The organism is Paraburkholderia phenoliruptrix (genome assembly GCF_019511605.1).
Classification (GTDB): domain Bacteria; phylum Pseudomonadota; class Gammaproteobacteria; order Burkholderiales; family Burkholderiaceae; genus Paraburkholderia; species Paraburkholderia phenoliruptrix_A.
In genome coordinates this window covers 44,411-60,196 of record NZ_JAEUAV010000031.1, presented here as the reverse complement: position 1 = coordinate 60,196, position 15,786 = coordinate 44,411, and the positions used below count along the sequence as shown (strand labels likewise).

Genomic DNA, 15,786 nt, shown 5'->3' with positions numbered 1-15,786 from the left:
GCGGGTGCATGAAAAATAAGCGGCTCATATGAGCCGCTTATTTTTTTGTTCAGCGATTTTTCCGATGCCGCGCCGCCATTCTGGCCAGCGCTTCGCGCAAAGGCGAGGGCGCCAGAGATTCGCTGAGCGCGTGCAACGCGTCGGCCCCGGCAGGCGTCATGCGCGCCTGTTTTTCGGGCGGCGGTTGTCTGGCGGGCTGCGGGCGGACCCGGATGCGCAGTGCATTCACCGGCCAGCCGCGCTGTTGCAGATCCGCCAGCAGCCGCGGCTCCAGATGCCGCAGGCGCGCCGCGAGGGCATTGTGCGCGGCAAAGAGCGCCAGCACGCCTTCCTTGATGAAACCGGGTTCCACGCTCGTCGCCAGATAGTCGGGCAGCAGGTCGCGCAAGTCCTTCTCGAGCGCGGCGATCTGCTCGACGCCCGCGCGCAGCGCGGCAAACGCGTCGGTGCGGTTGAGCACCTCGACGACCGGCTGCGGCCGGCGCACGTTGAACTGCTTGGGCGGCGGCCTTGAAAACGAGGGAGAACGGCTCATGTTCGAGAGTAGCGGCGTGGGCGCACCACATGTGAAGATACGCCGCGATTGTACCGTGCAAGGTGCGGCGAGCGCCGCACGTTGTCGCACCGTCAAAGCGCGGCGCGGCGGGCTTCGGTGCCCGCCGCGCGTCGCGCCGTCGACACAGGCGTGGGCGGGGGCGCGTGCTAAAATCCCCGATTCGAATTCACTCTTGGACTAAGCCGCCGAGGCCCTTCTGACCCCGGAGCGCGCATGCGGGAACCGCATGCCCGCCAACCAGCCGAAGCCGCGACGCAGACACCGATCCGATGACCACCGGTTTTCTACAGAAGATTTTTGGCAGCCGCAACCAGCGGCTAGTCAAGCAATATCAAAAGACCGTCGCGGCGATCAATGCGCTCGAGCCGCAGATCGAGCAATTGACGGACGACCAACTGCGCGCCAAAACGGACGAATTCCGCCAGCGCGTCGCGAGCGGCGAGTCGCTCGACAAGATCCTGCCGGAAGCGTTCGCGGTGTGCCGCGAGGCAAGCAAGCGCGTGCTGAAAATGCGCCACTTCGACGTGCAGCTGATCGGCGGCATGGTTCTGCACTACGGCAAGATCGGCGAAATGCGCACCGGCGAGGGTAAAACGCTGGTCGCCACGCTGCCCGTGTACCTGAACGCGCTGTCTGGCCGCGGGGTCCACGTCGTCACGGTGAACGACTACCTCGCGCAGCGCGACGCCGAGTGGATGGCGCGCCTCTACAACTTCCTCGGGCTGTCGGTCGGCATCAATCTGTCGCAGATGGATCACGGCGCGAAGCAGCAAGCCTACGCCGCGGACATCACGTACGGCACCAACAACGAGTTCGGCTTCGACTACCTGCGCGACAACATGGTGTACGAGCCGGAAGCGCGCGTGCAGCGCGGGCTCAACTTCGCCGTGGTCGACGAGGTGGACTCGATCCTGATCGACGAAGCGCGTACGCCGCTCATCATCTCCGGTCAGGCCGAAGACCACACCGAACTTTACGTGCGCATGAACGCGCTGCCGCCGCTGCTCGAGCGCCAGATCGGCGAAGAGAAGGCCGACGGCACCGGCGTCGAAAAGCCGGGCGACTACACGCTCGACGAAAAAGGCCGCCAGGTGTTCCTGACCGAATCGGGCCACGAAAAGGCCGAGCGCCTGCTCGCCGAATGGGGCTTGATCGGCGAGGGCGAAAGCCTCTACGCGCCGCAAAACATCACGCTGATGCACCACGTGTACGCGGCGCTGCGCGCACACACGCTGTTCCATCGGGACCAGCATTACGTGGTGCAGAACGGCGAAGTGATTATCGTCGACGAATTCACGGGCCGCCTGATGGCCGGCCGCCGCTGGTCGGACGGTCTGCACCAGGCCGTCGAGGCGAAGGAACACGTGAAGATTCAGAGCGAGAACCAGACGCTCGCTTCGATCACGTTCCAGAACTACTTCCGCATGTACGCGAAGCTGGCCGGCATGACCGGCACGGCCGACACCGAAGCGTACGAATTCAACGAGATTTACGGTCTCGAAACGGTCGTGATCCCGACCAACCGTCCACCCAAGCGGATCGACAAGCAGGATCAGATCTACAAGACCGCGAAGGAACGCTACGACGCGGTGATCCGCGACATCCGCGATTGCTATGAGCGCGGGCAGCCGGTTCTGGTCGGCACCACGTCCATCGAAAATTCGGAACTCCTTTCGCATCTGCTCAAGCAGGCTGGTTTGCCGCACGAAGTGCTGAACGCGAAGCAGCACGCGCGCGAAGCGGAGATCGTGGCGGAAGCGGGGCGTCCGAAGCGCATTACGATAGCCACCAACATGGCCGGTCGCGGTACCGACATCGTGCTCGGCGGCAATGCCGAGAAGCAGGCGTCGTTCATCGAACAGGACGAGACGATTCCTGACGACGAGAAGCAGCGCCGCATCAAGCAACTGCACGACGAATGGCAGGCGCTGCACGATCAGGTGAAGGCGGCGGGCGGTCTGCACATTATCGGCACCGAGCGCCACGAGTCGCGCCGCATCGACAACCAGTTGCGCGGCCGCGCGGGCCGTCAGGGCGACCCAGGTTCGTCGCGCTTTTACCTGTCGCTGGAAGATCCGCTGTTGCGCATTTTTGCCGGCGACCGCGTGCGCGCGATCATGGACCGCCTGAAAATGCCGGAAGGCGAGGCGATCGAAGCGGGCATCGTGTCGCGTTCCATCGAATCGGCGCAGCGCAAGGTCGAGGCGCGCAACTTCGATATCCGTAAGCAACTGCTCGAATACGACGACGTCTCGAACGATCAGCGCAAGGTGATCTACCAGCAGCGCAACGAACTGCTCGAGGCGAACGACATTACCGAAACCATCGGCGCAATGCGTCATGGCGTGATTGCGGACATCGTTCACCAGTTCGTGCCGCCGGGCAGCATTGAAGAACAGTGGGACGTGCCGGAACTCGAAGAAGTGCTGCGCAACGAATGGCAGCTCGACCTCGCGATCCAGGAAATGATCAACGAGTCGAACTCGATCACGTCCGACGAGATTCTCGAAGCCGTGCAGGCCGCCGCAGACGAAGCCTACGAGGCGAAGGTCGAACTGGTGGGCCGCGAGTCGTTCAGCGCGTTCGAACGTTCCATCATGCTGCAAACGCTCGACCGCAGCTGGCGCGAACATCTGGCCGCGCTCGATCATCTGCGCCAGGGCATCCATTTGCGTGGCTATGCGCAAAAGAATCCGAAGCAGGAATACAAGCGCGAGGCGTTCGAACTGTTCGCGGCGATGCTGGACGCGGTCAAGCTCGAAGTCACCCGCGTGGTGATGAACGTGCAGATCCAGTCGTCCGAGCAGCTGGAGCAGGCCGCCGAGCAGATGGAAGAGCAGGGCGGCCACCTCGAGAACGTCGAATTCCGCCACGCCGAGTTTGCCGAGGCTTCGGCTGCCGCGCCCGCCGCCGCGGAAGCGGCCACCGCTGCGATGATCGGCGACGCGATGAGCCATGGCTCGGCGCCGCAGGCGGCGTCGCCGGTCGGCGCAGACGGCGTGCCGAAAGTCGGCCGCAACGATCCCTGCCCGTGCGGCAGCGGCAAGAAGTACAAGCAGTGTCACGGCAAGATCGCCTGATGTCGAAGGCGGCGCGCTTCGAGGCGCGCCGCCTCGCTTTACAGCAGCTCTTTCGCACCGTGTTGTGTTGTTGATTGCGCGGTGGCACGGCTTCCTGACCGAGCCACCAGTTCCGTTTCCCTCAATGCCGGCGCCCGCCGGCATTTCTTCGACAGGTCGCGACCATGGCTGTCAATTTCCCTTCGATCGATCCCGCTCAACTGCATCCCGTCGCCGGCGTCACGCTCGGTTGGGCAGAGGCGAACATCCGCAAGCCGAACCGCAAGGACGTGCTCGTCATTTCCGTCGACGAAGGCGCGACGGTAGGTGGCGTGTTCACGCAAAATCGCTTCTGCGCGGCGCCGGTCACCGTCTGCCGCGAGAATCTGCAGCGCGTGCGCGCCGGCGGCAAGCCGATTCGGGCGCTCGTGATCAACACTGGCAACGCAAATGCGGGCACCGGCGAGCCGGGCCTCGCACATGCACGCGAGACCTGCGCGGAACTCGCGCGGCTCGCCGACATCGCCCCCGAACAGGTGCTGCCGTTTTCGACGGGTGTGATTCTCGAGCCGCTGCCGGTCGACCGTCTGAAGGCGGGCTTGCCCGCCGCGTTGGCCAACCGCAAGGAAGCGAACTGGTACGACGCCGCGCAGGCAATCATGACCACCGACACGCTGCCGAAGGCAACCTCGCGCCAGGTCACGATTGAAGGGCATACCGTCACGCTGACCGGCATCAGCAAGGGTGCCGGCATGATCAAGCCGAACATGGCGACCATGCTCGGCTTTCTCGCGTTCGACGCCGCCGTTGCGCAGCCGGTGCTCGACGCGCTCGTCAAACACGTGGCGGACCGTTCGTTCAACTGCATTACGATCGACGGCGATACCTCCACCAACGATTCGTTCATCCTGATTGCGTCGGGCAAATCCAGCCTGCCGGCGATCACCTCCACCGACTCGCCCGCTTACGCTGCGTTGCGCGATGCGGTGACCGAAGTCGCGCAGACGCTTGCGCAACTGATCGTGCGCGACGGCGAAGGCGCGACCAAGTTCATGACGGTTCATGTGGAAGGCGGTTCGAGCGTCGGCGAATGTCGCCAGATTGCGTATGCGATCGGCCATTCGCCGCTCGTGAAGACGGCGTTCTATGCATCGGACCCGAACCTTGGCCGCATTCTGGCCGCCATCGGCTATGCCGGCATCGACGATCTCGACGTCGGCAAGATCGATCTGTATCTGGACGACGTGCTAGTTGCCACAGCCGGTGGCCGCAACCCGGCATACCGTGAGGAAGACGGTCAGCGCGTCATGAAGAAGAGCGAGATCGGCATTCGCGTCGTGCTCGGCCGCGGCGATGCGCAAGCCACGATCTGGACTTGCGATCTGTCGCACGACTACGTGAGCATCAACGCCGACTACCGCTCGTAACCGGTTCATTACGCGGCGCTCGCCGCTCATTCATTGTCATGGACAAACTCGAACAGTTTCTGACACGGGCCGAAGCTGTGCTCGTGCGCCTGGAAGCCATGCTGCCGCCCGCCGCGCCTGAGATCGACTGGTCGGCGGCGGTCGCTTTCCGCTGGCGCAAGCGCCAGGGGCGCGGCTATCTGCAAGCGGTGCCGGCCATTTCGACGATCACGCTGGACGATCTGCAAAACATCGATCGTCAGAAAGCGCTGATCGAGCAGAACACGCGCCAGTTCGTGCACAAGCTGCCGGCCAACAACGTGCTGTTGACGGGCGCGCGCGGCACCGGCAAGTCGTCGCTGATCAAGGCCTGTCTGAACGCGTACGCCAAAGACGGCCTGCGTCTCATCGAAGTGGACAAGGACGATCTGCACGATCTCGGCGACATTGTCGAACTGATCGCGCAGCGGCCGGAACGCTTCGTGGTGTTTTGTGACGACCTTTCGTTCGAAGACGGCGAGTCGGGCTACAAGGCGCTCAAGGTCGCGCTCGACGGTTCGGTCGCCGCCCAGTCGGACAACGTGCTGATATACGCGACGTCGAACCGCCGCCATTTGCTGCCCGAGTACATGAGCGACAACGAGACTTACAAGCACACGTCCGATGGTGAGATCCACCCCGGCGAGCTTGTCGAAGAAAAGATCTCGCTGTCAGAACGTTTCGGCTTGTGGGTCAGCTTTTACCCCTTCAAGCAGGACGACTACCTGTCGATCATTGCGCACTGGTTGCGGCATTTTGGCTGCAACGACGCGGAAGTCGAAGCGGCCCGCGGCGACGCGCTGGTGTGGGCGCTCGAGCGCGGCTCACGTTCGGGGCGTGTCGCATGGCAGTTTGCACGCGACTGGTCCGGCCGGAAATCGCAGTCATGAGCGACGCCCAGAAGAATGCGGCCGGCCGCCCCGTCACGGAGGTCGCTGTCGGCGTGCTCGTGCAGCCGGATGGGCGCTATCTGTTGGCGCAGCGTCCGGCAGGCAAGCCGTACGAAGGCTACTGGGAATTCCCAGGTGGCAAGCTGGAAGCGGGGGAAACCGTCGAGGCGGCGCTCGCACGCGAGTTGCACGAGGAGCTCGGTATCGACGTCAAGGCGTGCAACTTATGGCATACGCTCGAACACGATTATCCGCACGCCTATGTGCGGCTCTTTTTCTGCAAGGTGACGCAGTGGACCGGCGAGCCGCACGGCCGCGAAGGTCAGGCGTTCGTCTGGCAGGCGTTGCCGGCGGAGGTTTCGCCGCTGCTGCCGGCCACCATTCCCGTGCTGGAATGGCTCGCGGCGGAGCACACGGAATAGGTGGCGCTCAAGCGCGGTGCGTGGTGTGCGCTGCGGGCGTGTGCGGTCTCGTTACGCGCTCCGCGACACACGGCGGGCGCCGGTTGTCGCGCGCCACAAGGCAGCCGCGGGCGCTAACTGTGCGGCGTGTCGGTCAGTGCGGGTTGTAGTCCCCGCCTGGCGTCTCGTCCGACGGCGCTTCCTGGTCGGTTCCGCCGATCTTGTACTTCTCGGCGGCCCAGGCGCCAAGATCGATCTGTTTGCAGCGCTCGGAGCAAAAAGGGCGAAACCTGCTTTCGGGCGTCCAGCGGACGTCCTTTCCGCAAGTAGGGCATTTGACGACGGTTGGCATACGGGCAGGCAGTCAGTGCAAATGGAACAAGTATCGAATATAAGGGCATTTCTCGCCGCTTCAAAGGCGCGGGCGAGCGAGACCGCCTGCTCGATTCGAATCTGTCTGACGGTGCTACGGAGCCAACTTACAGGCTGCAGAGTGTGAGCTGAAAGGGCACGTCCACATCTACTGCACGCGGACGCAGATCACCGTCCTGCACCGTGAAGCGCACCCACAGCATGTATTTATTGGCGCTGGCCTCGGGAATTACGCGCAACTCGGGGGCGACGCGCACCTGCATCAATTGGTATGAGCGGCCCGACAGCATTTGCTGATAGCTGCCCGCCATAGCCATGACCTTGGACGCCTGACCGGACTCGCGTGCAAGCCGCAGCACGATGGTGGCGGCGTCGCGCAGCGGCAGAAGTGGGGTGACCCATTTGGCGATGTCCTGCCGGCGTTGGTCGGGATGAAGCTGTTGCCACGCGTAGTAGGACGGCAGGTCGAACTTGCAGGTACCGCCCGGGATGATTGCCCGGCTGCGGATGCTGGCAAGCCATTCGTTCTCTGCAAGATGCTGCCCGGTTTTCCCCTGCATTTGCGAGAGCCCCGCCAGGGTCTGCTCGATTTCACCGAGCACGGCCTCGAGCGCGTTCTGCTCGATTCCGGGATTGCCGCGAAACGGCGCCAGCGTTTGCCGCTGCCGCTCGAGTTCCTTCATCAGATCCGACTTGAGATCCGCGCGACCCGCTACCTCGGAGATCTCGAACAGCGTGGTCAGTGCGACGTGGTGTTCCCTGGCGTCTTCCTGCGTCAGAAAGAACGTGAAGCGCTCGAACAGATCTTCGAGGCGCAATAGCGTCCGGATTCGCTCGTTGAAGGGGTACTCGTAAAGGATCAAGCGGGCTCGCCTCGGGCGTGGTCGGTGACGGGAATGCAGGACATTCTAATGCCGTGGGACTACCCTAGCAATCACGCGCGTTTTGCGCGTGCTCAAGCAAACTTTTCCGCGTGTTTCCGGCTGTTTTCTGCAGCTTCGGCATGCGGAAAGTGCCGAAGTTCAACAATTCGCGCCAAGCGGACTACCGGACGCGCCAGCTTTTCTGGTTGGCCAATGTGGCGGCAGAATTTTGCAGCTCTGCGCCGGTGCGGCCGTGGGTGGATGCGGACTGTGAGGTGATGGGCGGTGGGCTGGTTGTCGCGGCTTCCGCAACTGCGGCGACCACGCCAACTACGCCACCGCTAACCCCAGGTACGCGAGATGCTGCGCGTCCACTCGTGCCGCAAGTGTGGCCAGCGGCGTGTTGTCGTTCACGATCACGTCGTCTGCGGCGGCAAGGCGTGCTTCGCGGGTCGCCTGGCGCGCGATGATTGCAAGCACCTGCTCGCGGCTAAAGCCATTGCGGCTCATCACGCGGGAGATCTGCGTCTCCACGCTGCAATCCACGGCGAGCACGCGGTTCACACGGTTTTTCCAGTTGCCCGACTCCACGAGCAGCGGCACCACGACGATCACGTACGGTCCCTTGGCCTCGCGTTGCTCGCGCTCGGTTTCCGCGCGAATCAGCGGATGCGTGATGTTCTCGAGGCGCTTGCGCGCGGCGTCGTCGCTAAAGACGAGTGCCCGCATGCGCGCACGGTCGAGCGAGCCGTCGGCCGCGACGAACGCGTTGCCGAACTCGGCGGCGATCTGCGGCATCGCGATACCGTGCGGCGCAGTCACGCGATGCGCGATCACGTCAGTGTCGACGATGGGCACACCGTGCGCCGCGAACAGGTCCGCCACGGTCGATTTGCCGCTGCCGATTCCGCCAGTCAATCCGACGACGAACATGCTTCAGCCTCCTAGAGCCCGGTAAAGCGGTGTGCCGAGAAAGAGGGTGAGCCCACCGCCCGCGGCGAGAAATGGTCCGAAGGGCAGCGGCTCTTCGAAGCGCATGCGGCCGCGCCACGTTGCCGCAAGGCCCACGACGGCGCCGGCGACCGCGGCGACGAGCACGATCTGAGGAAGCGCCGCCCAGCCAAGCCACGCGCCCAGCGCTGCGAGCAGCTTGAAGTCGCCGTAACCCATGCCGTCGATACCTCGCACCAGCCGGAACAGCCAGTGCACGGCCCATAGCACCAGATACCCGAAGATAGCGCCGAGCACCGCGTCGTGGAGGCTCGCAAACATGCCGTTGAAATTGACGATGATGCCGGCCCACAGCAGCGGCAGCGTCATGGAGTCGGGCAGCAGATGCGTGTCGATGTCGATCGCGCTCATCGCGAGCAATGCCGCGCACAGACCAAACGCCGCGAGCGCAGGCAGCGTCGGGCCGAACAGCGCCAATGCGGCCGCGGCGAGCGCCGCGCTGCCGGCCTCGAGCAGCGGATAACGCAGGCTCACGTGCGCCTTGCACGCGGAGCAACGCCCGCGCAGGAACAGGTAACTCAGCAGGGGCACGTTCTCCCACGCCCGCAGCACGTGCCCGCAGTGAGGGCATGCACTACGCGGCACCCACAGGTTGTAGCGGGCCGGCAAGCCGTCTTCTTCCAGAGGCTCGTCGGTCGCCTCACTCACTTCGAGCCGCCATGCGCGTTCGAGCATGATCGGCACACGGTGCACGACTACATTCAGGAAGCTGCCGATCGCGAGGCCGAAGACGATCGCAAACGCAAACTGCAAAACGGCGGGCAGGCTGCCGAATGCCTGACCTGAACCGGCCGCCAGATGTCCTGGCAGCAGGTTCAGAAGTGAGCCCGAAAGCAGGCTGGATGACGTTTCTGCCACGAGTGAAAGAGTTGCCCGCATGGATAAATGATGGATTCGGCTGCGATGCTACACCACGTTGCCGAGTTGAATAATGGGAAGATACATCGCGATGACAAGACCGCCGACAAGCGCTCCCAGCACAATGATGACAAGCGGTTCGCACAGGCTCGACAGCGTGCCGATCTTTTCGTCTACCTGACGATCGGCAAGCGAAGCCACGTCGAGCAGCATTGTGTCGATTGCTCCGGACTCCTCGGCAACTGCGATTGGCTGCACGACTTCGGCCGGAAAACAGCGTGCCGCGCGCATGGCGGCGGCAAGCCGCTCGCCGCGGCGCAGCCGGGCGGCGATGTCGACGGTCGCACGGTCGAAAAAAGCATTGCCGGTGGCGTGGGTCAACGAATCGAAGGCGTCGGCGAGAGGCGTGCCGGCCGAGAGCAAGGTGCCGAGCGCGCGGCTCCAGCGCGCTGCGCAAAGCGTGGCGAGCAGCGTCCCGGCGACCGGCATTTTCAGCGATAGCCGAGCGAAGCGGATACGCGCCGCTTCCGAACGTCGCAGCAGAAACGTCACTGCCGAGCCTGCGGCGACGACGAGCGCCACGGCCGGCACGCTCCACCTCGCCACGCCGGCCGACAGGGCCAACACGAACAGCGTGGGCGCAGGCAGGCGGGCACCGAAGCCGTCGAAAATCTGCTTGAACGTGGGCACTACCCAAACCAGCAACGCAGCGGTGATTGCGAGAGCCAGCAGCAGGATCGCCAGCGGATATGTCAACGCCGCGCGCACTTTGGCGCGTTGGGCGGCGGCGCGCTCGCGATCGTCGGCGATCCGCGCGAGAACTGCCGGAAGTGCGCCCGCTGCCTCGCCGACCTCGACGAGCTGGCAATACAGCGCGTTGAACTGCGCCGGGTGCCGCTGCAACGCAGCCGAAAAACGCAGGCCGGCCGTAATGTCCCGCGCAAGTGTGCCGACGATACGTGGCATACCGGCGCGCCGTGCGTTTTGCGGCTGTGCGAGTAGATCGAGCGCGGGCGCTAGCGGCAAGCCGGCCCGCAACAGGCTCCCTAGCTGCCGCGTGAACAGCGTGACCTCGGCGGCGCTCGCTTTCGCACGGGGCGCCGGTCCCTCTGATATCAGGTCGACCACAAACAGGTTCTCGCGCTTGAGCAGCGCGCGAGCGGTGCCTGCGTCCGGTGCGATGAGCGCGCCGGTCTTGCGGCTGCCGTGGGCGTCGACGCCGCGCCACCGGAAGCGGGTCTCGGTCGCTACTGGCGCGCCCGCTGGCGGCCTGTTCATGCGCTCTCCGTCGCGGCCAGCGCCTCGGCGAGGCTGGTGGTGCCGATGCGCACCAGAGCCAAGGCCGCGTCCCGCAGCGTGCCGACCCCTTCGCTATGCGCCTGCCGTGCGAGTTCCTGCGTACTCGCGCGCGCGACGATCAGCTCACGCATGGCATCCGAGACTGGCATGACCTGATGGACACCGACGCGACCCCGATAGCCGATGCCGTGGCAGGCCGCGCAGCCCGTCGGCGCGAACGGTTGCCAACCGGCGAGCTCAGCTTCGGCGAAACCTGCAGCACGAAGCGCCGCCGCCGACTGCGGTGCAGGGGCACGGCACGCCGCGCAGAGGCGGCGCACCAGCCGTTGAGCGGTGACCATGCGCAGCGCGGCGGCCAGATTGTACGGTGCGACGCCGATGTCGATCAGACGGGCCACGGCAGCCGGCGCGTCGTTCGTGTGCAGCGTCGAGAGAACGAGGTGGCCGGTTTGCGCGGCCTTGACGGCCACGTCTGCCGTCTCTTCGTCGCGAATCTCGCCCACCATGATGACGTCTGGGTCCTGACGCAGAAATGCGCGCAGCGCTACCGCAAACGTCAGCCCGGCCTTCTCGCGCACGCTCACCTGATTGATGCCGGCCAACTGAATCTCCGCAGGGTCTTCTACGGAACACAGATTGCGCGCCTCACTGTTGAGCAGGTTCAGGAAGCAGTACAACGAAAGCGTCTTGCCGCTACCCGTCGGCCCCGTGACAAGCACGAGACCATGAGGCGCGCGGATCGCCGAGTCGACAGCTTCGCGTTGCTGCGCGTCGAGGCCGAGAGAGTCGAGGGAAAGATCGGCGGGCAATGCATCGAGCCGGCGCAGCACGAGCTTTTCTCCAAATAGGGTGGGCAGCGAGTTGACGCGGTAGTCCTCCACTCGGCCAGGCGACGTGGCGATGCGCAGCCGGCCGTCTTGTGGCACACGACGCTCGGCAATGTCCATGCGCGCGAGAACCTTCACGCGTGTGATGAACGCGTCGCGCAAGTGCGCCGGGGGCGGTGCCATCTCATGCAGCACGCCGTCGATGCGCAGGCGCACGCGCCAGCTGTTCTCGGCCGGCTCGATATGCAGATCCGACGCGTTGCGGCGCGTCGCTTCCCGCAGCGTGTCAGTCAGAAGACGTACGGCGGGCGCACTGTCCGGATCGTTGAGCGTTGCCGCGCCTGCATCGGCGGGAAATGCGCCGGGCTTGGTGCGCGAGGCGCTTTCGCCGTCGGGTGACAGCGGCCGCGGCAGTGCGGCAGGCTGGATATGAGGTTGCATGAAACGCCGGCGATGCGCCGCCTGTAGAACACGAGGGCGCCAGTGTCCGGCAAACCGCGTCTGAGTGACATTCGGCCATTCGGCTAATGGCGCGCGCCGCGGGCGTATGCGATGCTCGGCGTGCCGGTCGGAGAAGCGACCGGCAGGCTCGAACTCAATGCGGTTGGAATGTGTGTGTGATGCGTGAGGAACCCGCACCGAATGAGCGCCGAACGCGCGGCGATTGTTTCAGGCGTCGTCGTAAAGCGCGAGCGCGAAGCGAACGGTTGTGCCGGCGCTGTGCCAGCCGGCCGCTAGCTGAGCAGCGCCTTGCCTTTCGCGCGCGCCGGCGGTTTAAACAGCTTGACGGTGCGGATCGCCTGGTCGTCGCTGCGCATCACTTCGAGCTTCACGTCGCCGATCTGCACGCAGACGTCGCCATCGGGAATGTCTTCGAGAATTTCGAGGATCAAACCGTTGAGCGTTTTCGGCCCATCCGTCGGCAGCGTAAGTTGAAGCCAGCGGTTCAATTCGCGCAGCGGCATGGAGCCTGCCACGATGCATTCGCCATGCTCGTTCCAGCCGCCGCGCGAGCTGGCGCCGCGCGGAATCGACGTGGTGAACTCGCCGATCAGTTCTTCGATGATGTCCTCTGGCGTGACGAGTCCTTGCAGTTCGCCGTATTCGTTGACGACGAGAGCGATGCGGTGGCGGCTCTCCTGGAAATACTGAAGCTGCTGGAACACCGGTGTGCCGGTCGGCACGAAGTATGGCTCCGTCAGCAGTTCGCGCAGCGTCTCGCGCTCCAGTTCCTGGTTGTGCAGGGCGGCGAGCGTTTTGCGAACGTGCAGCACGCCGAGCACGCGGTCGATGTCGCCCTGATAGACGACCAGCTTGTTGTGATAGCAGGTTTCGAGCTGATGCAAGATCTGTTCGAACGGTGCGTCGAAGTCGAGCGCTTCAATGCGGCGGCGCGGGATCATCACGTCGTCCACGGAGATGTTTTCGAGGTCGAACAGATTGAGCAGAATGCTGCGGTGCTTGGTCGGCATGAAGCTGCCGGACTCGAGCACGATGGTGCGCAGCTCCTCGGCGGAAAGGCGCTGGTCGCGCGCGCCCTCGGTGTTGATGTGCAGCACCCGCAGGATGCCGGTGGCGAACAGGTTGACGAACCAGACGAGCGGTTTGGCGGCGCGCATCATCGGCGCGATCAGCAGACTCGCGGGCAGCGCGATCTTCTCGGGGAAGGTCGCGCCCACGATCTTCGGCGTGATCTCGGCGAAGACGATGATAAGGAACGCGACGATGCCGGTCGCGATGGACAGGACCACGTTGTTGCGCCCGAACGTGTGCAACGCGATCGACGTGGTGAGCACCGGAATGATGGTGTTAAACAGATTGTTGCCGATCAGCACAACGCTCAGCAGTTGATCGGTATGCGCCAGCAAACCCTGCGTGGTCTTCGCGCCGAGCGCGTTCTTGCTGGCAAGATGCTTGAGCCGATGGCGGTTGAGCGCCATCATCGCCGTTTCGGAAATCGAGAAGAAGCTCGAGCAGATGAGCAGCAGGAAGACGGCGCCAATCTGCGCCCATAAGGGAAGTTGTTCCACGCGTCGTGAAGGATAGAGGGAGGATGGATGAGGAGAATATAGCAGAGGGGGCTGTGCAAGCCGCCCGCGGCGCGCGCGAGCGCTGCGCTTTGTACCCCCGGGCCGGACATGCTGGCGGCGTGACGGTTGAGGAAAAGGCGCCGCAAAAACAAAAAACCGCCGAGCAAGCTGGGCGGTTTTTCGAGCCTTGAAGTAACAAGGCAAATCTGGTCGGGGTGAGAGGATTCGAACCTCCGGCCTCTACGTCCCGAACGTAGCGCTCTACCAGGCTAAGCTACACCCCGAAATGTACTGCGAACTCGATTCAGACTAAACCGGCGTCTCCGTCTCGTTTAAGACTGTCTCGCCGTCGAGTAAGAACATAATTCTAGCAGGCTTTCTTTGTAAATGGAATCCGGAAACGAAGAAATTGCTGTGGCGGCCGCCTGAGCCTCCTGTTTCGCGCATTCGAGGGTGTGGTCCAGCGCGCCCGAGCGCGTGATCGCCTCGAAAATGGTGTCGAAACGGTCGGTGCCGCCCTGTTCTATGGCTTCCCGAGCCAAAGCCGACTGCTCGGGGGTGCCGCGCTCGATCAAATAGATGAGCGGCAGGGTGGGCTTGCCTTCACGCAGGTCGTCGCCGGCATTCTTGCCCATGGATTCAGCCGTGCCGGTGTAGTCGAGCCAGTCGTCCATGATCTGGAAGGCCGTGCCGATGCGCCGGCCGAATTCCGCCGCGGCTGCTTCCGTACGGGCGTCTGCGCCGGCCAGCACCGCGCCCAACTGGGCTGCGGCCTCGAAGAGCTTGGCCGTCTTGTAGCGGATCACCTGCATGTAGCGGGCTTCGTCGACATCCGCGTCGTGCATGTTGAGCAATTGCAGCACTTCGCCTTCGGAGATGATGTTGGTGGCCTCCGACAGAATCTCCATTACCCGCATCTTGCCGACGCCGACCATCATCTGGAACGAGCGCGAATAGAGAAAATCGCCGACCAGCACGCTCGCCGCGTTGCCGAACAGCGCATTGGCGGTCTGGCGTCCGCGCCGCAGGTCCGACTCGTCCACCACGTCGTCGTGCAGCAGCGTGGCGGTATGGATGAATTCGACCACCGCGGCCAACTCGTGCCTGTGCCCCGTGGTTTCGCCGAGCGCACCGGCCACCAGCAGCAGCAGCGCGGGCCGCAGCCGCTTGCCTCCGGCACTGATGATGTACTCGGAGATCTGGTTGATCAGCATCACCTCGGACGCAAGACGGTGCCGGATGACGCGATTCACCTGCTGCATGTCTTCGGCGATCGGAGCGAGCAGGCTGGCGGCGTTGGAGGAGGGGGTGGCAGTCGACGACATGATGGCTGAATTGGGTAATGCCGCGAATTATAAGGCGAATCGCGGTGGTTCCGGGTCGCGGACTGCCGTGCGGCGCGCGCAGCGGCCGCCGGCTCGCGCCGCTTGCCGTGCAGCGGACACCCGGACGGCACGGCGCAGTGGCGCTCAATGAGTTTTGACCGAGCAGCTAACTCTATGTATAATCACGGGTTTCCGCGCGCGGTGCGTGGGAAAAATGAACACAGAGTGAGGTTCTCAATGTACGCGGTCATAAAAACCGGTGGCAAGCAGTATAAAGTTGCCGTCGGCGAAAAACTTAAAGTAGAACAGATACCGGCAGACATTGACGCTGAAATCACGCTCGACCAGGTTCTCGCAGTGGGCGAAGGCGAATCGATTAAGTTCGGTACGCCGCTGGTCAGTGGGGCTTCCGTCAAGGCTACCGTCGTGTCGCAAGGTCGTCACGCAAAAGTGACCATCTTCAAGATGCGTCGCCGGAAGCACTACCAGAAGCATGGCGGCCACCGCCAGAACTATACCGAACTGCGCATCGACGCGATCAACGCGTAAGCGCACCGGTTAAGGAGCAAATCAAATGGCACACAAAAAGGCAGGCGGATCGTCCCGGAACGGCCGCGACTCCGAGTCGAAGCGACTTGGCGTGAAAGTGTACGGCGGTCAGGCTATCAACGCTGGCGGCATCATCGTTCGCCAACGCGGCACGCGTATGCACGCTGGTGAGAACGTCGGCATGGGCAAGGATCACACCCTGTTCGCGCTGGCAGACGGCCACGTCCAGTTCTCGACGAAAGGCGCCGCAAAGAAGCACACGGTCAGCGTCGTCCCGGCAGCAGCCTGAGTTTAACCAGGC

At 63.9% G+C, this 15,786-nt stretch carries 16 protein-coding genes and 1 tRNA gene; 7 read left to right on the top strand and 10 right to left on the bottom strand.

Going from position 1 to position 15,786, the window contains the following annotated elements; translation table 11 throughout:
- Window positions 1-49: 49 nt before the first annotated feature.
- Complete coding sequence (locus JNB89_RS27605) at window positions 50-535, bottom strand: DciA family protein (protein WP_135893089.1); 486 nt, start codon at window positions 533-535, stop codon at window positions 50-52.
- A gap of 290 nt (window positions 536-825) precedes the next feature.
- Between JNB89_RS27605 and secA the strand changes: the two genes are divergently transcribed.
- The 4 genes from secA to mutT all read left to right on the top strand — a co-directional run bounded on the left by secA (window position 826) and on the right by mutT (window position 6,372).
- Window positions 826-3,636, top strand: coding sequence for a preprotein translocase subunit SecA (secA, locus tag JNB89_RS27600; RefSeq protein WP_220364311.1), 2,811 nt, complete (start codon window positions 826-828; stop codon window positions 3,634-3,636).
- A gap of 164 nt (window positions 3,637-3,800) precedes the next feature.
- Entirely contained in the window at window positions 3,801-5,042 is a 1,242-nt protein-coding gene (argJ, locus tag JNB89_RS27595) for a bifunctional glutamate N-acetyltransferase/amino-acid acetyltransferase ArgJ (protein ID WP_013340569.1), read from the top strand.
- A gap of 38 nt (window positions 5,043-5,080) precedes the next feature.
- The gene (locus tag JNB89_RS27590; RefSeq protein ID WP_013340568.1) at window positions 5,081-5,950 is read left to right on the top strand and encodes an ATP-binding protein; all 870 of its coding nucleotides are present in this window, start codon (window positions 5,081-5,083) and stop codon (window positions 5,948-5,950) included.
- Window positions 5,947-6,372: an 8-oxo-dGTP diphosphatase MutT gene (mutT, locus tag JNB89_RS27585; RefSeq protein ID WP_220364310.1), complete on the top strand. Its 426-nt coding sequence runs from the start codon at window positions 5,947-5,949 to the stop codon at window positions 6,370-6,372. The genes JNB89_RS27590 and mutT overlap by 4 nt, the downstream gene beginning before the upstream one ends.
- Before the next feature lie 133 nt (window positions 6,373-6,505).
- Here the strand turns inward: mutT and yacG are convergent, their stop codons facing one another.
- The 7 genes from yacG to JNB89_RS27550 form a co-directional block, all read right to left on the bottom strand.
- On the bottom strand, window positions 6,506-6,703 hold the full coding sequence (gene yacG, locus JNB89_RS27580; protein WP_025602202.1) for a DNA gyrase inhibitor YacG: 198 nt from the start codon (window positions 6,701-6,703) through the stop codon (window positions 6,506-6,508).
- Window positions 6,704-6,830: 127 nt separating this feature from the next.
- Window positions 6,831-7,586: a cell division protein ZapD gene (gene zapD, locus JNB89_RS27575; protein WP_013340565.1), complete on the bottom strand. Its 756-nt coding sequence runs from the start codon at window positions 7,584-7,586 to the stop codon at window positions 6,831-6,833.
- 330 nt (window positions 7,587-7,916) lie between these two features.
- On the bottom strand, window positions 7,917-8,519 hold the full coding sequence (gene coaE / locus JNB89_RS27570) for a dephospho-CoA kinase (protein ID WP_220364309.1): 603 nt from the start codon (window positions 8,517-8,519) through the stop codon (window positions 7,917-7,919).
- A 3-nt stretch (window positions 8,520-8,522) separates the two neighbouring features.
- Window positions 8,523-9,476 (bottom strand): prepilin peptidase, encoded by a 954-nt coding sequence (locus tag JNB89_RS27565; protein WP_220364308.1) that lies wholly within the window; start codon window positions 9,474-9,476, stop codon window positions 8,523-8,525.
- Window positions 9,477-9,503: 27 nt separating this feature from the next.
- Window positions 9,504-10,733 carry a type II secretion system F family protein gene (locus tag JNB89_RS27560; protein ID WP_220364307.1) on the bottom strand — a complete coding sequence of 410 codons (1,230 nt, stop codon included), beginning with the start codon at window positions 10,731-10,733 and terminating at the stop codon, window positions 9,504-9,506.
- The gene (locus tag JNB89_RS27555) at window positions 10,730-12,022 is read right to left on the bottom strand and encodes a GspE/PulE family protein (RefSeq protein ID WP_220364306.1); all 1,293 of its coding nucleotides are present in this window, start codon (window positions 12,020-12,022) and stop codon (window positions 10,730-10,732) included. Before JNB89_RS27555 ends, JNB89_RS27560 begins: the two co-directional genes overlap by 4 nt.
- Window positions 12,023-12,315: 293 nt before the next feature.
- The gene (locus JNB89_RS27550) at window positions 12,316-13,611 is read right to left on the bottom strand and encodes an HlyC/CorC family transporter (protein ID WP_013340560.1); all 1,296 of its coding nucleotides are present in this window, start codon (window positions 13,609-13,611) and stop codon (window positions 12,316-12,318) included.
- 23 nt (window positions 13,612-13,634) lie between these two features.
- Here JNB89_RS27550 and JNB89_RS27545 point away from each other — a divergent pair, with 23 nt between their 5' ends.
- Window positions 13,635-13,802 (top strand): hypothetical protein, encoded by a 168-nt coding sequence (locus JNB89_RS27545; protein WP_220364305.1) that lies wholly within the window; start codon window positions 13,635-13,637, stop codon window positions 13,800-13,802.
- 16 nt (window positions 13,803-13,818) lie between these two features.
- On the opposite strand, the gene JNB89_RS27540 is transcribed toward JNB89_RS27545, so the two are convergent.
- Together JNB89_RS27540 and JNB89_RS27535 are read right to left on the bottom strand one after the other, a co-directional pair.
- Window positions 13,819-13,895 (bottom strand) — tRNA-Pro (locus JNB89_RS27540).
- A gap of 48 nt (window positions 13,896-13,943) precedes the next feature.
- Window positions 13,944-14,936, bottom strand: coding sequence for a polyprenyl synthetase family protein (locus JNB89_RS27535; RefSeq protein WP_135893081.1), 993 nt, complete (start codon window positions 14,934-14,936; stop codon window positions 13,944-13,946).
- 237 nt (window positions 14,937-15,173) lie between these two features.
- On the opposite strand from JNB89_RS27535, the gene rplU reads away from it, so the two are divergent.
- Window positions 15,174-15,485 carry a 50S ribosomal protein L21 gene (gene rplU / locus JNB89_RS27530; RefSeq protein WP_007180329.1) on the top strand — a complete coding sequence of 104 codons (312 nt, stop codon included), beginning with the start codon at window positions 15,174-15,176 and terminating at the stop codon, window positions 15,483-15,485.
- A gap of 25 nt (window positions 15,486-15,510) precedes the next feature.
- Entirely contained in the window at window positions 15,511-15,774 is a 264-nt protein-coding gene (rpmA, locus tag JNB89_RS27525; protein WP_013340558.1) for a 50S ribosomal protein L27, read from the top strand.
- The last annotated feature ends 12 nt before the right edge of the window (window positions 15,775-15,786 follow it).

Bases quoted from the DNA above. Each gene is read 5' to 3' on its own strand.
- JNB89_RS27605 (WP_135893089.1), bottom strand. From the start codon at position 535: ATGAGCCGTTCTCCCTCGTTTTCAAGGCCGCCGCCCAAGCAGTTCAAC.
- JNB89_RS27545 (WP_220364305.1), top strand. From the start codon at position 13,635: ATGGATGAGGAGAATATAGCAGAGGGGGCTGTGCAAGCCGCCCGCGGC.
- argJ (WP_013340569.1), top strand. From the start codon at position 3,801: ATGGCTGTCAATTTCCCTTCGATCGATCCCGCTCAACTGCATCCCGTC.
- JNB89_RS27565 (WP_220364308.1), bottom strand. From the start codon at position 9,476: ATGCGGGCAACTCTTTCACTCGTGGCAGAAACGTCATCCAGCCTGCTT.
- secA (WP_220364311.1), top strand. From the start codon at position 826: ATGACCACCGGTTTTCTACAGAAGATTTTTGGCAGCCGCAACCAGCGG.
- rpmA (WP_013340558.1), top strand. From the start codon at position 15,511: ATGGCACACAAAAAGGCAGGCGGATCGTCCCGGAACGGCCGCGACTCC.
- JNB89_RS27590 (WP_013340568.1), top strand. From the start codon at position 5,081: ATGGACAAACTCGAACAGTTTCTGACACGGGCCGAAGCTGTGCTCGTG.
- yacG (WP_025602202.1), bottom strand. From the start codon at position 6,703: ATGCCAACCGTCGTCAAATGCCCTACTTGCGGAAAGGACGTCCGCTGG.
- mutT (WP_220364310.1), top strand. From the start codon at position 5,947: ATGAGCGACGCCCAGAAGAATGCGGCCGGCCGCCCCGTCACGGAGGTC.
- coaE (WP_220364309.1), bottom strand. From the start codon at position 8,519: ATGTTCGTCGTCGGATTGACTGGCGGAATCGGCAGCGGCAAATCGACC.
- JNB89_RS27555 (WP_220364306.1), bottom strand. From the start codon at position 12,022: ATGCAACCTCATATCCAGCCTGCCGCACTGCCGCGGCCGCTGTCACCC.
- rplU (WP_007180329.1), top strand. From the start codon at position 15,174: ATGTACGCGGTCATAAAAACCGGTGGCAAGCAGTATAAAGTTGCCGTC.
- JNB89_RS27560 (WP_220364307.1), bottom strand. From the start codon at position 10,733: ATGAACAGGCCGCCAGCGGGCGCGCCAGTAGCGACCGAGACCCGCTTC.
- JNB89_RS27535 (WP_135893081.1), bottom strand. From the start codon at position 14,936: ATGTCGTCGACTGCCACCCCCTCCTCCAACGCCGCCAGCCTGCTCGCT.